Below are 14,144 nucleotides of genomic sequence, written 5' to 3'. Positions count from 1 at the left end.
CTGCTAAAATCTCTTAAATCAACAGACTTGAAAAAATATAGAAATTTATATAAAATTAAAAAACTTTTATCTATAATTTTATATAATATTAAGACAATACTTTAGATTATCAGGAAAAACAAAATGAATAAAGTTATTCTACTCATTCTATTATTTTCAAGTTTTTTGTTTGCTGCAGTCAATATTAATACAGCGGGTCAAAAAGAACTTATGACTCTGAACGGAATAGGCGAAACAAAAGCAAAGGCAATTATTGCTTATCGCACAAAAACACGTTTTAAAAAGATTGAAGATATTATGCAAGTAAATGGCATAGGACAAGGAATCTTTGATAAAATTAAGAATGACATTACTGTGGGAAATGTATTACAAAATAAACCTCAACCTACTAAAAAGTAGCAGAGAATGCAATAAGCAGTGGCGTAAGACAATATCTCTAAGCTTTTAATTCAAAATCTGTTTTGTTGTATGTCTAGTATATAACTGTAGTTTTATTTTAAGAAATTCCTAAAGAAATAGTTATTTAGGAAACTTAAATGTCTAAGATTTTGTTTCATAAACTATCAGCCATGCAAGGCATTGAGTTCTTTAGAGTTTCTTAATCTTAGATCAATTCTTGGTGAAAGGTTGTAGCTCACAGAATAAAAACCTTGAATTTAAGATTTATTCTACATGTCTTACATTTTTAATTTCTCAATGGAATACACATATTGCTGCAAATCAAGAATATTTAATTTGATTAGGAAATAACCTTTATATTGTTATATTGTAATAATTGTTTTGCCCTTGTTTATAAATTTTTACCTTATAAGAGTTTTTCAGGCATAATTTTTGCCACTGTTTTGTAAATTCTAAGCCATAGACTTGTATTGGGTGGGTGATAGAATCTTTGGATTTCTTCTTGTTGTATGGGTTCTTGAGAATTTGTCTCTCTTTCTTGAGTTTCTTTTAGATTGATTGGCACCTGCAGTTCCCAATGACATTTTTTTGTTTTATTATCACAAACTATTCTATATGAGCGCGACATTTGTGTTTGTATAATTTGTTTTAATTGTTGTGCCAATTCTTTGCTTTTAAAGAATACGATACTTTCCGTATTCAGCATGGCAGAACGATAATCAAGATTAAAACTTCCTACCGCAATAATATTTTCATCAATAATCATGCTTTTGGAATGTAAGCTTATCCTCCCCTTTTGACTGTTATAAAATTTTGCTTTATTTTTAAGTTTGGCTTTTTGTGTTTCAAAATTAGGATATTCATAGACTTTGATTCCCATAAGCGCAAGCTTGTCGCGATAATTTTCCCAATGTGAATACACAGGAATAACATCTACAGAAGCTAATGAGTTTGTTAGAATCTTGATGTCTATACCTCTTTGCATAAAGCTTTTCCACGCATTCAAAGTGGCAGGACCAGGGACAAGATATGATGAAGAAATAATAATAGAATGTTTTGCTTGATTAAGATTATACACAAGAGTATCTAAAATAGGCGTTTTAATCATTTCATCACCCCTATCCACTTTGCTTGGTAAATCAGCTAAAAAGATTCCATCGCCCCAAGCAATGTGAAACTCTTTTTTATGATATTTTGTCTTAAATTCTTCTATATCACGCAAATACTCTTCCCAATCCTTATCATTAATATTATATTTTTTTGTTTCTTTGGGACTTTGGGATTTTTTGTTATATTTTTGTTTAGCCCGTTTGCTAGGAAATAAATTTGCTGGAATGCTGCGTTTATAATTCCAGAATTGCTCGAAATTCACTCTTGCATCTTTAGCAATGTTCCCAATAAAGAGTAGGTCTGTATCAGTGAAATTGACTGAAGCATTATCAAAATATTCATCAGCAATATTTCTGCCTCCCGCAATAAGCGCAGTATCATCGAATATAAAAAGTTTATTGTGCATGCGCTTGTTAATGCGACTAAAATCAAATATTGCTTCAAACACGCGGAATGCGCCAAATCTAAAAAAATAAGGATTAAAGATTCTAACTTCTATATTTTTATGTGAGTCTAACTGCATAATGTCATAAAAATCTGATGAGATTCCATTATCATCAATGAGGATTCTAATTTTTACTCCTCTATCGGCAGCTTTATAAAGCTCGTAGAGTAAAAGTCGCGAAGTAAGCTCATTTTTATAAATATAGGTTTGAATATCGATACTTGTTTGTGCCATTTGCACGAAAGCTAGTCTATGTAATAAGGCACTTGTGCCATCAGCAATGATTAATGCGCCATCTTTATTCCCTTTTAGCTCTTCCTTGTAGGGTGTAGCAATGGGACCTTTGAAAGTATTGTATTGTGGCATGTATTCTGACTTTGTGTCGTGGTTAATCGAGGTGAGTGGGGAGCAGGCAGTAAAAATTAGAACAATTAGTATATATAATAAGGAGGTATTGAGACAGGTAATAAATACACCTAAGGCAGAATACAAATAACTCATGCTGATTTTATTGATTATATCTATCATTTTGCTCATTATGTTTGTGATATTTTTGTTATAAAATCTTCTAGGATTACAAGTAGAACTTCTGCGCTTTCAATCCAAACACATTCATTAAGTGAATGCGGTGAATTAATGGTGGGTCCAACGCTTAACGCGATAATGTCTTGTAATCCCATGTTTTGAAAGCAAGAGAGCAAAACGCCACACTCAAGTCCTGCATGTAATTCTACTACCTTTGGTTTAATATGTAAGTGATGGAGTTTAGATTCCATACTTTGCAACATGGAATCTAAGATTTTTTGAAAATTAGAATGCGGGCTTAAGGATTGTGTATTCTGTGATTTGTATCTTTCCCAAGGACTATAATATTCATTTGTTTGCAATGCCAATGTGTTTGGAATCTGATTTATGTAGGATTGTGATAATGTAGCTTGTAGTGCTTCCAAATTGGAATCTAAAAGTTTTTTTGTGTTTGCCCTACCCATAAAAGCCATTTCGAGATGTCCATTGTCAAAGAAAATATGTGAGAGATTTAAAGAGCTTTGCACATTCTCTCCTCTCTTTTCTAAGACTCCTAGATGCATGCTTGTTATCACATCATAAAGAGTGTTAAATGTTAGGGCATGTGTTTTGCGAGATTTATTTTCATGATTAAGATTCTCATTTGTTGCATGTCTTAGTTTTTGCATACTAAAAAATCTATCAGATTGTGTATTAATGGATTCTAAATCTAGCTGTTGAGGGGTAGCTAAGATAATCTTAGAATTAACGGGGATAGAATTGCGTTTCTCTCCCCCCTTCCAATTAATAATATATAATGGTTGTGTTATAGGGTTGTCTTTATTTTGTGTGAGATGATATAAAAAAGTTGCACTTGCTAGAATGGCATTTTGAAATTCTGGTTTAGGGTTATTAATATCTAGCCCGCTATGTCCCCCTGCAAAGTTGTGTGATTGTAAAATATAGCGATGCCAGTGTGAGGGAATCTCTTGTATTTCAAAGTCGCTTTTGAAAGAGCAGTCAAATCCCCCCGCACAACCCACTGTAATTTCGCCTAGAACTTCGGAATCTAAGTTAATGAGAATTTTAGATTCTATAGGAATTTCTAAGTTTTTTGCCCCTATCATGCCAATCTCTTCATCATTGGTAAAGAGAAATTCCGCATTGATGTTTTTTGTCATAAAATACATCATAATCGCCATGCCCATACCATTGTCTGCTCCAAGGCTTGAATCTTGTGCTTTGAGCCATGTTTTCTCTATACCGTCTTTGTTGGTTTTATCATACACGAGCGTAAGAGGGGCATTCTGTGCTGCTAATCCTACACATACCATATCATAATGACTTTGCAAACAAATTTTTGGTTGCGCTCTTTCTCTATGCGCTAACAAATTTCCCGCTTTATCTTGCTTTATTGCATAACCGTATTTTTTCGCAAAAGATTCTATAAATCTTTGCATTTTGTTTGTATTGCCGCTGCCGTGTGGAATAGCAGTAATCTGATTAAAAATAGAAAGCATTTCGTTTGACATTTTAGCCCCTTATTAACATAACATAGCATTATAGCTATGTTATGTTGATTTTAAAATAAAGATATAAGCTTTAAAGTTTAATCTAGTGGTATAAAGTATTTAGGCAAATGATATAAATTCTAAAAATAGTGTAAAATATCATTACAGAGATTCTAAGGAGTTATCATGCAAAAGGAAAAAATTCAGCGTACAACAAATGAATCTTATCAAAAGGAAAATTATTTTAATCGTGAGTTAAGCTGGCTTAGATTTAATACTAGAGTGCTTAATGAGGCAAAAAACATTAAATTACCTCTTTTGGAAAGATTAAAGTTTCTTGCAATTTATAGCACAAACCTTGATGAATTTTATATGATTCGTGTTGCAGGGCTGCAAAGATTGTTTGCTAATGGCGTAACCGAAAGCGGTGCTGATAAACTTACTCCTTTAGAACAACTTACTGCAATTAGAGAATATATTAACAAAGAAAAACAAGAAATTACCCTATTGTATGCTGAGATAAAAAAATCTCTGGTTAGAGAAAAATTAATCCTGCGAAATTTTGATGAGCTTGATGCGCGGACAAAACAAGAAGTGCATAAATATTTTACAAATTATTTATATCCTATTATTGTGCCTATTGTGGTGGATTCTGTTCATCCTTTTCCCCATTTAAATAATCTTAGCTTTGCTATTGCCATTATGTTAAGGAACAAAGAAAACAAGGAGATAAAATATGGCATGGTTAGAATACCCCGTGTTTTAAAGCGATTTGTCCGAGTAAATCGAGATTCTTTTATTTTTACTGAGAGTATTGTAGGGGAATTTGCCGATGAGTTATTTGAAGGATATGAAACTATTGCGTATATGCCCTTTCGTGTTACAAGAAACGCAGATATGGAGATTGAAGAAGATGAAGCAGACGACTTTATTGCCCTTATGAGTGAGGGATTAAAGTCTCGTAAAAAAGGTGAGATTGTCCGACTTGAAGTAGGTATTATAGAAAAAGAATCAGAGCATGGAAAGCTACTTGAATTTGTGAATTCTCAATTAAAGATTCCAAAAGAAGATGTTTATCAGTATCAAACCCCTCTTGGATTCAATGCCTTTTGGGAGCTTATCGGACTTAAAGAGTATGCTTATTTAACTCTGTCGCAGTATGCAGCGAAAGTGTTGCCACCACTAGATAGTGCAGGAAATATTTTTGATTGCATTGATAAAGGAGATGTGCTATTGTTTCACCCTTATGAAAGTTTTGATTCGGTTGTGAATTTTATCCAGCAAGCTGCAAAAGACCCAGATGTACTCTCTATTCGTATGACTTTGTATCGAGTAGGGAATAATTCACCTATTGTCAATGCTCTTATGGAGGCTACCGAAAACAAACAAGTGACTGTGCTTGTAGAATTGAAGGCGCGGTTTGATGAGGAGAACAATTTACATTGGGCAAAGTCTTTGGAATCTGCGGGTGCACATGTTATTTATGGTGTTCCAAATCTTAAGGTACATGCAAAAATAGCACTAGTTATTCGCAAAAATGGCGATAAGCTTCATGAATATGTCCATTTAAGCACGGGCAATTATAACGCACAAAGTGCAAAAATATACACAGATGTAAGCCTTTTAAGTGCAAACACTCATTTTGCCAAAGATGCAGTCAAATTTTTTCATTCTCTCTCTACGGGAAGTTCTAAGTATGCTAGGCTAGATTCTCTCTATACTGCACCAACACAGATTAAAGAGCATCTTTTAAGGCTCATAGCAGATGAAACTACACATAAAGAGCAAGGTAAAATTATTATGAAAGCAAATGCTTGTGTTGATATAGACATTATTAATGCGCTATATAGGGCATCTCAAGCAGGAGTGAGTATAGATTTAATTATTCGTGGGATTTGCTGTCTAAAGCCGGGAGTAAAAGATTTGAGTGAAAATATTCATGTGTATTCTATTGTAGGAAAATATTTAGAGCATGCTAGAATCTATTACTTTAAGCATGCCAAAGAATCTATTTATTTTGCAAGTGCTGATATTATGCCGAGAAATTTGGAACGTCGTGTAGAGTTGCTAACGCCAGCCATAGAATCTCATGTTGCTGAAAAGCTTATGCAGATTCTCACTTTGCAATTAAATGATACTTTGCAACGTTATGAGCTTAAAAGCGATGGAGAATACTATAAAGTGCAAGCAAAAGACGGTGGTTTAAGCTCCCAAGATGCGTGGGAACGTATGACAAATCAGATTCACAATGCCAATAAAAAAGTAAATGAGAAAATGAATAAACTAGTAACGAGAATGATGGGAGAATCATAGGTTTTTTGTTAATCCTGTTAAGCTTATTTGAAGATTAAAAGGGTAAGTGCCATTCTTGTTTGCTTTAAGAGTTTGCGATAGTGCAGGGTAAAAATTGATAAATGCTTGGGAATATGATATATAAGAGCCTTTGTGTTTTTGGTTATGATGTTATAGTCTAGTAAAAGGCAGTTTTGTGTTCTGTCTAGTTGTCTTGCGATGGTCTTGTATGTGGTTGGTGTGTATCTTAAGCTAGCCAATAATCTGTAGTTAATCATAGGGTTTGTCTCATAAAACTAGCACAAACAAACCTGTCAATTGATTCTTAATAGAATTATTGTAGTTTTTGAGAGATTTTCATGGATTTAACCTCATTTGCTCACAAACTCTATTTCTCTATTTGAGAAATAGACATATAAAGTAAGAAGCAAATTTTTTATTTTTTTGAAATAATGAAATACATGCTTTTGCATATAAAATGTCAATTTAGTACAATTTCTTTGTTTTGTATCTACTTATTGCTATCACAGTTCAAATACTCATCAATTACAAAATTAGTGTTAATGTAATCTACTTGACTTGCATTAACACTTTTTGCAGTGCTTCGTTCACGGCGTTCTGTAAAGACTTGGCAGGATTGGAATCCTGTGAAGTTGCTACAATAATGCCGTTTTTAAGTCGCTTCAAATCATATCCCATAAGTTCGTAATGCAAATAGATATATCCCGTATAAAAATTCTCCTTGGAATCCTTAGACTGTACTTTAGTCTTTGGTTGCAAAACATACAATTCATTAATGTTTATTTGTAATATTTTTAATTTTTGACTAATAGGGGGGTTTTGTTCGATTTGTATGCAATGATTAAGTCCTGCTTTAATAACGTTATTGCGAATCATGTTTTTGGGTAAATCAATCCACTTATAATGCTGCAATATTTCTATTTGTGATTTTTCATCATAGCCTAGAATATCCTTGCCATCAAATGGAGAAAGAACCGAGATATTTAAGCCCAAAGAAGTGTTCATAGTTTTACAAGAGGGTTCTAGTTTGATATTATCAAGGCTATAGTATGCTTGCTCAGGAAGCACAGATTTTAACTTCACAGTAACACAGCCCTGTAACAATACTATACAAGTAAAAATTCCAAGATATTGTATAAAACGCATATTTATCCTTATAGTTATAAATATTGTAGATTTTTATCATTCCTTATAATGTGATTACTATCAAGAGCTAGTTGCGCTTGCCAAGTAAAGCATCATAAGGGTCTCTCTCTAGCCTATCAAAAAAATGGCTTACTTTTTCTAAAAAAGTATTAAGTAAATACAGACTATTTTGTGCTCTATTCATAATGGGGATTAGAATCTCTTTGAAATTAAAATCCCCACGCAGCAATGCCTTGTTCAAATCTTTTACTAGCTTGTTAGTGCTTATAAGCGTTTCATCAAGGTAGGCACGCGTACTTTGAAAGGAATTAAGCATATTTAAGATCTCTTCTAATGTCTTGCTGTCTGTAATCACTTTAATATTGTGCAAAATCTGTTGCACATCAGCACTCATTCCTTCGGCATCACCTAGTATTTTGCTTAGGGTATTTTTAGATAAAGTAAGATATGCTTTAGAATCATCTGTAATAATGCTACCTTTCTCATTCTGCTTTAGATTGAGATAACTCATCCCCACAAATCCATCTGAATCTAATATCAATTCAGATCCCTCGCGCACAGGAATTTTTTTATTGATTGCAACATCTATTTGCACAACGCCAATCTCTCCATCTTTGAATCTAAGTCCTACGATATTTCCCACAGTAATTCCCTTATATTTAACTGGGGTATTGGTGCTAATGCCTGCAATCTCATCTTGCGTATAAACATGATAGATTCTCGCCCTCCTCTCATCAATGCCAAATCTCCCAATCCAAAAGATAAACGCAATCATGGCTATTGTTAAGGCACAAAAAGTTACACCAATTAATACGTAGTTTATGTCGCGCTCCATATACTTCCTTTGTTGTTAGTTAGTCTCAATATTTCTCCAATATTTTTCGCCTCTTGAAGAATGAAAGAGACTGCCTTTGTGCTTGCCTGAATTTGCTTCTTTGGCAAAATCACTAAGTGTACCACTAAATTCAATTTTTTTATTTGCTAAGAGAATAAACCTATCAGTTACATCTTTAATACTGTCTAAATCATGGGTAATCATGACGATAGTTACACCAAATTTTTCTTTCAATGATAAAATAAGATTATCAAACTTGCAAGCACTTGCGGGGTCTAAACCGCTCGTAGGTTCATCCAAAAATAAAATATCCGGCTCTGTGCTTAGTGCTCTGGCTAATGCGACACGTTTTTTCATACCACCACTTAGCTCATTGGCATATTTGTTGCACACACTAGTGTCAAGCCCTACATTCGATAGCCAAAACTTTGCAATCTCTGGATAGAGATGTGCAGGAAAATGCGAATATTCCTCTAGGAGACTTGTTATATTTTCTAGCACTGTCAGAGAGCTAAAGAGTGCCCCAAACTGAAATACTACTCCCATTTTTTGCATAATAATATGCTTTTTAGTATCTTTAAGATTCCATATATCAGTATCGAGAATTTTAATATTACCACTCTTTGGTCTATGCAAGAAAATCAGAGTGTGTAGTAATGTGGTTTTGCCACTACCACTACCACCAAGTATAGAGAATATTTCACCTTTATTAACATGGAAGCTAATATTATCGTGTATGATTGTTTCTCCATAATTTGTGCAAAGACTATCCACTTCAATAATGTTCATAGGTTAAACCTTGTAAAAATGAAAGAGAAAATTGCATTTGCCATAATAATCCAAAAGATTGCATTTACTACGCTAATGGTTGTCATCTTGCCAATAGACTGTGTGTCGCCCTTGCATTCTAAACCACGAAAGCAGCCCACAATACCAATAATTGCGCCAAATACAGGAGCTTTGATTACTCCTATCCAAAAGTGCGTAATTGATACCGTTTCATAGAATCTCTCTAGGTACATTTCAAATCCTATATTAACACTAGTCTTGATTGCTACCATACCCCCAAATAATGCTACTGCATCTGCGGCAAAAACCATTAAGGGCATGACGATGATTAAAGCCAAGATTCTAGGAATCACTAAAAAATAAAAGAGATTAAGATTCATAGCTTGCATAGCAGACAGCTCTTCGGTTAATCGCATAGAACCTAGTTGTGCTGTAAAGCTTGAGGCACTGCGCCCTGCAATGACTAAAGCCAAAATAAATGGACCCATCTCTCTTAGAGCGAGTTTAGCTGTTGTATCTACACTCATAATAGGCACACCCATAGAGTTCAATTGATATGCTCCCTGCAGTGTAATAGCGTAACCCACAATTAACGCTACAGCTAACCCTATAGGTAGGGCTTTAAAGCCTTGTTCATAGACGTGATATGCTAAGGAGTTAAGTCGAAAATTAGAGGGATTAAGACAGGAAAGAGCAAAAAAATGTAAAAACATTCCCATAAAGTTAAAAAAAGCTAGTGCGCTCATATAAAAACTGTAGCACCATTTGCCAAGATTCTCTAAAAACTGAACAAAAATACTTTTTTTTGATGGAATCTGATAATCATTATATGAAAAAATTTTTTGTTGTGTATATTCTATATTGTGAGATTCATAGGCTATATCATTCACAAAGATTTGATATGAATCAGAGAGAAGAAAAGGCAATAATGACATAATCTGAGGATTATCAAGATAAAGGGATACCTTAGTGATATGATGCTTTTGTAGAGTATCTCTAAGAAGTAACATAAGGATAATACCAACTTTTGCTCGCTTGAAAAAAATATGAATATTTTCTTTGTGTTTTTGTATTTGCGTGCTTAGAGCATTGATATAGGCTTGTTTAACAAAACTATCCCAGTTTCCCTCTATAATTACGGCATTATCTGGAACTTGTATGCTAGCGAAATTGTTACATAATGAATGTTTTTCATCATTTACAACAAACACAAAATCTCCTTACTCCATAACCTCATGTATTTGATGTAATATTGTTAGTTGGTTTGGATTCTATCTAATTATGGGAATAAAATAGCTAATGTATTAGCTTAAACGACTTAAACTGATTTTAGATTTACAAATAATATGTTAGAAGACTTGAAGCATATTACAAGATTCTATAATAGCACAATGTGGTATTTTACAATTCTTAGCAGTACAGATACCCCCCTCCCCATTTTTTGTTATAGTCAAGCAAGGATATAATCTTTTGTGTTGATTTTGCTACAAAATGTTAAGCTTTTAATTTTTATGTTCTTAGAAATATTTATATTAGAAATACACAGTCTCGCACATTTCACATGCAAACTAAAATAAGGCATATAAAAACATGCTTTATGATATAATTTTTTAGAAAGAGAATTAATAAAGAGAATACAATGCGCAATCTTGCAGAGCAATTTCGTCCAAAAGACCTTAAAGATTTTATTGGTCAAAAACATTTATTGGGGAAAAATGCGCCTTTAAAAATTATAGTTGATTCCTGTCGGAATCAAATTGGATTAATGCCTCATATTGTTATATTTGGTCCTCCGGGTAGTGGTAAGACAAGTTTAGCTCGCATTATTGCTAGAGAAAATAATCAACCCTTTTTAGAGTACAATGCAACCAACTTTAAATTGGAGACTCTTAAAAGAGACTTAGCACAGTATGCGCACACGCTTGTGAAGCCCTTATTTTTCATTGATGAAATTCATAGATTGAATATTGCTCAACAAGAATTTTTTTTGCCACTTTTGGAAAAAAATACCATTAGCTTTATTGGAGCAAGCACAGAAAACCCCTTTTTTACATTAAGTGCGGCATTAAGAAGTAGGTTATTGCTTTTTGAATTCAAGGCATTAGTACAAGAAGATATAGAACATCTTTATGAGAAAGTTATAAAAAAATATCCACCCAAACATTCATTCCAACACGTGAAACAATGGCTTTTAGATAGGCAGCAAGGAGATTGTCGGACATTCTTACAATTACTTGATATTGCCTTAGATATAGATTCTAATCATGAAGTGAAATTAGAAATGCTACAAGAGATTATAAAACATTCACAAGGGATTCGAGATAAAAATATACACTATGATTATATTTCAGCTCTTATTAAATCAATCAGGGGAAGTGATGAAAATGCTGCTATCTATTATCTTGCATGTTTAATACAAGCAGGAGAAAACCCAGAGTTTATTGCTAGGAGACTTGTAATTTTGGCAAGTGAAGATATTGGCAATGCTAATCCTAATGCACTTAATCTTAGTGTGAGCACAATGAATGCAGTAAGCAAAATCGGATATCCCGAGGCACGTATTATTCTTGCACAGTGTGTGATTTATTTATCTTGTTCGCCTAAGAGTAATAGTGCCTATATTGCAATTAATGCGGCATTGGAAGATACAAAAAAAGGTATAGACGAAATACCCTATTATTTATATAAAAACAGCAAAGATTATCAGTATCCTCATGATTTTGGAGGGTTTGTAGCACAAGTATATCATAAGGGGAAAAGATACGTACAACATAAAAACATGGGTTTTGAAAAGACCTTGCAGGAATGGCTAATGAGAATCAAGGGATTAAAAAAAAATTAAAAGTATTGGATAATAAAAAACGTTAGGTAGTTTTTGCTACCTAATATATCAAAGTGTGAAATAAATCTTAACCCGATAAAAAGCTAGTTAAATCTTATATAAAGAGTAAGTGCTATTTGGTGCCACATTCAAATACATTGGCATGAACTCTATAAGATAGAATTTTACCATTTTGAGGAATCTTCTGCCAAGCTGTACAATCCTTTTCTTCATATTGTCCATCTTTAACACGCATCTCACAAATCATAGCTTCTTTTGTTAGTTTAACTAAAATCCTACTATCTTCATTAACTAATTCAGAAGCTTTATTTCTCAAATCATTTGTAGCACCTTCACGAATGTCCTCAAAAGAAGGTGGTACTTTACCGTCAGAGTTGTCTTTACCCTCTACCTCACCTAGGAGCTTGCAGGTATAGGGTACGCTATAAGCCACCGCAATACCTCGTGCCTCTTCATTAAGCTTCTTGGGTTCATAAGCAGGAAGCTGAGGCATTTTAATATAGGGGGCTACTTTTGTAATAGTGATTTCTCTTGCTGCATCAACGGTAACTTCAGATTCTCTGCTATAACTTACCTTACTTTTTGAACCCCCAGAGCTTCTAGTATCGTTTTTAGAAGAGCAAGCTACCAACAGAGACACAGTGCCTACCGCTATTCCAAATTTTAAAAAACTATCAACTAAATTCTTATTTAACATCTTTCCACCTTAATATTAATTTAACTTAAAGAATATCATTCTCTATCTAGGACCGCAATCAAACACATTGGCATGGATTCTATAAAATAGAATTTTTCCATTACTTGGAATCTGTGTCCATTGTGTACAATCTTTTTCTTCAAATTGGTCATTTTCAGTTCTAAGCTCACAGGTCATTGCTTCTTTTACAGGGGTTAAAATAACCCTATCTCTTGCATCAACAAGATCCATAGTACCGTTTCTTAAATCATTTAATGCACCCTCTCTAATGAGTTCAAATGAAGGTGCTGCTTTGCCATCGGAACTATCAATGCCCTCTGCTTCACCCAAAAGCTTACAATTCAATGGAACACCATTAACAACAGCAATCCCTTTCGCTTCTTCTATAAGTGGCTTGGGGGTATATTGTGGTAACTGTGGTAGTTTATAGTATGAGTAGGGAGCAGATTTAGTGATTGTCAATTCTCTTGCTACATCTATATTTTCTTCTCTAGGTTTTGTGCCTTTCAATGTATTGGTGTCACTTGAACCAGAATATGACTGCGTATCTTCTGTTTCTACTTCCACCTTTACATCATCATCTGCAACAGAAAAACTAAACATAGCCAATGACATACAGCCCGCAACTAAACTTGCCTTTATAATATTTTTATTTAGCATAATCTTCACCTTTCTATTTTTATTTGACTTTAGCTTTTGGTAGGATAAAGTCACTTTCTAACAATAATAATTTCTTATCGCCTCAAGTATAAGCTTATTTCTCACCACATTCAAATACGTTAGCATGAATTCTATAAGATAGAATCTGAGAATTTGGTTTGAGCTTATTCCATAATGTACAATCTTCTTCTTGGTATTTGTCTTTTTTAGTCCTGACTTGACAAATCATAGCTTCTTTTGAAATAGAAAGCATCAATCTTTGTCCACCTCTTACAAGGTCAGCAGCCTGATTTCTTAAATCGTTTGTTGCACCTTCTCTAATTTGCTCGAAAGTTGGACCTGCTTTACCACCAGCTTCATCTTTACCTTCTACTTCACCCAACACTTTACAATTATAAGGAATACTATAAGCTACTGCAATACCTCTTGCAGATTCATTAAGTGTTTTTGGCTCATAAGCAGGTAACTGCGGGTCGATAGAATAACCTACTGCTTTATAAACTGCAAGCTTTCTAGCACTTGGTTCTAGTTCAGTTTGATAACCGCTTTTCTTTGCAGAATTCTTCCCAGAGCAAGCTGCCAATACTAAAACAGCCGCTGCCGCTAAACCAACTTTTACTGACTGGTTTAAGACTTGTTTGTAATTCAACATTTTTTACACCTTTGACATAGATATAGAGTAATACTAAAAAACTAGAGAGATATATCCATAAAGGACTATCCCAAGTTTTCTTGTTATGGCATAGTAACAAAAAAGAAAAAAAAAATCAAGATATTTTCAATAAAAAACAAATTAACGAAAAACTATAATACTTAAAAGTAAAGCAAAATCTTTACAATCCCCGTTGGAATTGAATACCAAAGGTTATTGTTTCTACAACAATACACTAAAT

The 14,144-nt window shown here is 33.7% G+C and carries 12 protein-coding genes; 3 read left to right on the top strand and 9 right to left on the bottom strand.

Annotated features, from left to right (window positions below):
• Positions 1–123 precede the first annotated feature (123 nt).
• Positions 124–399, top strand: a complete 276-nt coding sequence (locus CQA44_RS09765) for a helix-hairpin-helix domain-containing protein (RefSeq protein ID WP_115547057.1) — start codon at positions 124–126, stop codon at positions 397–399.
• A 406-nt stretch (positions 400–805) separates the two neighbouring features.
• On the opposite strand, the gene CQA44_RS09760 is transcribed toward CQA44_RS09765, so the two are convergent.
• Entirely contained in the window at positions 806–2,482 is a 1,677-nt protein-coding gene (locus tag CQA44_RS09760) for a phospholipase D family protein (RefSeq protein ID WP_258864991.1), read from the bottom strand.
• A gap of 8 nt (positions 2,483–2,490) precedes the next feature.
• Positions 2,491–3,990 (bottom strand): aminoacyl-histidine dipeptidase, encoded by a 1,500-nt coding sequence (locus CQA44_RS09755; protein WP_115547056.1) that lies wholly within the window; start codon positions 3,988–3,990, stop codon positions 2,491–2,493.
• Positions 3,991–4,155: 165 nt separating this feature from the next.
• On the opposite strand from CQA44_RS09755, the gene ppk1 reads away from it, so the two are divergent.
• Positions 4,156–6,282, top strand: a complete 2,127-nt coding sequence (gene ppk1, locus CQA44_RS09750; protein WP_115547055.1) for a polyphosphate kinase 1 — start codon at positions 4,156–4,158, stop codon at positions 6,280–6,282.
• Positions 6,283–6,831: 549 nt separating this feature from the next.
• Here ppk1 and CQA44_RS09745 read toward each other — a convergent pair.
• The 4 genes from CQA44_RS09745 to CQA44_RS09730 form a co-directional block, all read right to left on the bottom strand.
• Complete coding sequence (locus CQA44_RS09745) at positions 6,832–7,428, bottom strand: hypothetical protein (RefSeq protein WP_258864990.1); 597 nt, start codon at positions 7,426–7,428, stop codon at positions 6,832–6,834.
• Positions 7,429–7,495: 67 nt separating this feature from the next.
• Entirely contained in the window at positions 7,496–8,263 is a 768-nt protein-coding gene (locus CQA44_RS09740) for an MlaD family protein (RefSeq protein ID WP_115547053.1), read from the bottom strand.
• Positions 8,264–8,278: 15 nt separating this feature from the next.
• Positions 8,279–9,052, bottom strand: a complete 774-nt coding sequence (locus tag CQA44_RS09735; RefSeq protein ID WP_115547052.1) for an ABC transporter ATP-binding protein — start codon at positions 9,050–9,052, stop codon at positions 8,279–8,281.
• Positions 9,049–10,263: an ABC transporter permease gene (locus tag CQA44_RS09730; RefSeq protein ID WP_258864989.1), complete on the bottom strand. Its 1,215-nt coding sequence runs from the start codon at positions 10,261–10,263 to the stop codon at positions 9,049–9,051. The genes CQA44_RS09735 and CQA44_RS09730 overlap by 4 nt, the downstream gene beginning before the upstream one ends.
• Before the next feature lie 428 nt (positions 10,264–10,691).
• On the opposite strand from CQA44_RS09730, the gene CQA44_RS09725 reads away from it, so the two are divergent.
• Positions 10,692–11,894 carry a replication-associated recombination protein A gene (locus CQA44_RS09725; RefSeq protein WP_115547051.1) on the top strand — a complete coding sequence of 401 codons (1,203 nt, stop codon included), beginning with the start codon at positions 10,692–10,694 and terminating at the stop codon, positions 11,892–11,894.
• A gap of 112 nt (positions 11,895–12,006) precedes the next feature.
• On the opposite strand, the gene CQA44_RS09720 is transcribed toward CQA44_RS09725, so the two are convergent.
• The 3 genes from CQA44_RS09720 to CQA44_RS09710 all read right to left on the bottom strand — a co-directional run bounded on the left by CQA44_RS09720 (position 12,007) and on the right by CQA44_RS09710 (position 13,903).
• The gene (locus CQA44_RS09720) at positions 12,007–12,591 is read right to left on the bottom strand and encodes a hypothetical protein (RefSeq protein WP_115547050.1); all 585 of its coding nucleotides are present in this window, start codon (positions 12,589–12,591) and stop codon (positions 12,007–12,009) included.
• Positions 12,592–12,633: 42 nt separating this feature from the next.
• Positions 12,634–13,251 carry a hypothetical protein gene (locus tag CQA44_RS09715; protein ID WP_115547049.1) on the bottom strand — a complete coding sequence of 206 codons (618 nt, stop codon included), beginning with the start codon at positions 13,249–13,251 and terminating at the stop codon, positions 12,634–12,636.
• A gap of 94 nt (positions 13,252–13,345) precedes the next feature.
• Positions 13,346–13,903, bottom strand: a complete 558-nt coding sequence (locus CQA44_RS09710) for a hypothetical protein (RefSeq protein ID WP_115547048.1) — start codon at positions 13,901–13,903, stop codon at positions 13,346–13,348.
• Positions 13,904–14,144: the final 241 nt, after the last annotated feature.

This window comes from Helicobacter sp. MIT 14-3879 (assembly GCF_003364125.1).
This window is presented reverse-complemented; position numbering and strand designations above follow the sequence as displayed.

Excerpts from the sequence above, each read along its gene's own strand:
- CQA44_RS09710 (WP_115547048.1), bottom strand. The coding sequence starts at position 13,903 with ATGTTGAATTACAAACAAGTCTTAAACCAGTCAGTAAAAGTTGGTTTA.
- CQA44_RS09755 (WP_115547056.1), bottom strand. The coding sequence starts at position 3,990 with ATGTCAAACGAAATGCTTTCTATTTTTAATCAGATTACTGCTATTCCA.
- CQA44_RS09715 (WP_115547049.1), bottom strand. The coding sequence starts at position 13,251 with ATGCTAAATAAAAATATTATAAAGGCAAGTTTAGTTGCGGGCTGTATG.
- CQA44_RS09720 (WP_115547050.1), bottom strand. The coding sequence starts at position 12,591 with ATGTTAAATAAGAATTTAGTTGATAGTTTTTTAAAATTTGGAATAGCG.
- CQA44_RS09760 (WP_258864991.1), bottom strand. The coding sequence starts at position 2,482 with ATGATAGATATAATCAATAAAATCAGCATGAGTTATTTGTATTCTGCC.
- CQA44_RS09735 (WP_115547052.1), bottom strand. The coding sequence starts at position 9,052 with ATGAACATTATTGAAGTGGATAGTCTTTGCACAAATTATGGAGAAACA.
- CQA44_RS09765 (WP_115547057.1), top strand. The coding sequence starts at position 124 with ATGAATAAAGTTATTCTACTCATTCTATTATTTTCAAGTTTTTTGTTT.
- CQA44_RS09725 (WP_115547051.1), top strand. The coding sequence starts at position 10,692 with ATGCGCAATCTTGCAGAGCAATTTCGTCCAAAAGACCTTAAAGATTTT.
- ppk1 (WP_115547055.1), top strand. The coding sequence starts at position 4,156 with ATGCAAAAGGAAAAAATTCAGCGTACAACAAATGAATCTTATCAAAAG.
- CQA44_RS09745 (WP_258864990.1), bottom strand. The coding sequence starts at position 7,428 with ATGCGTTTTATACAATATCTTGGAATTTTTACTTGTATAGTATTGTTA.
- CQA44_RS09740 (WP_115547053.1), bottom strand. The coding sequence starts at position 8,263 with ATGGAGCGCGACATAAACTACGTATTAATTGGTGTAACTTTTTGTGCC.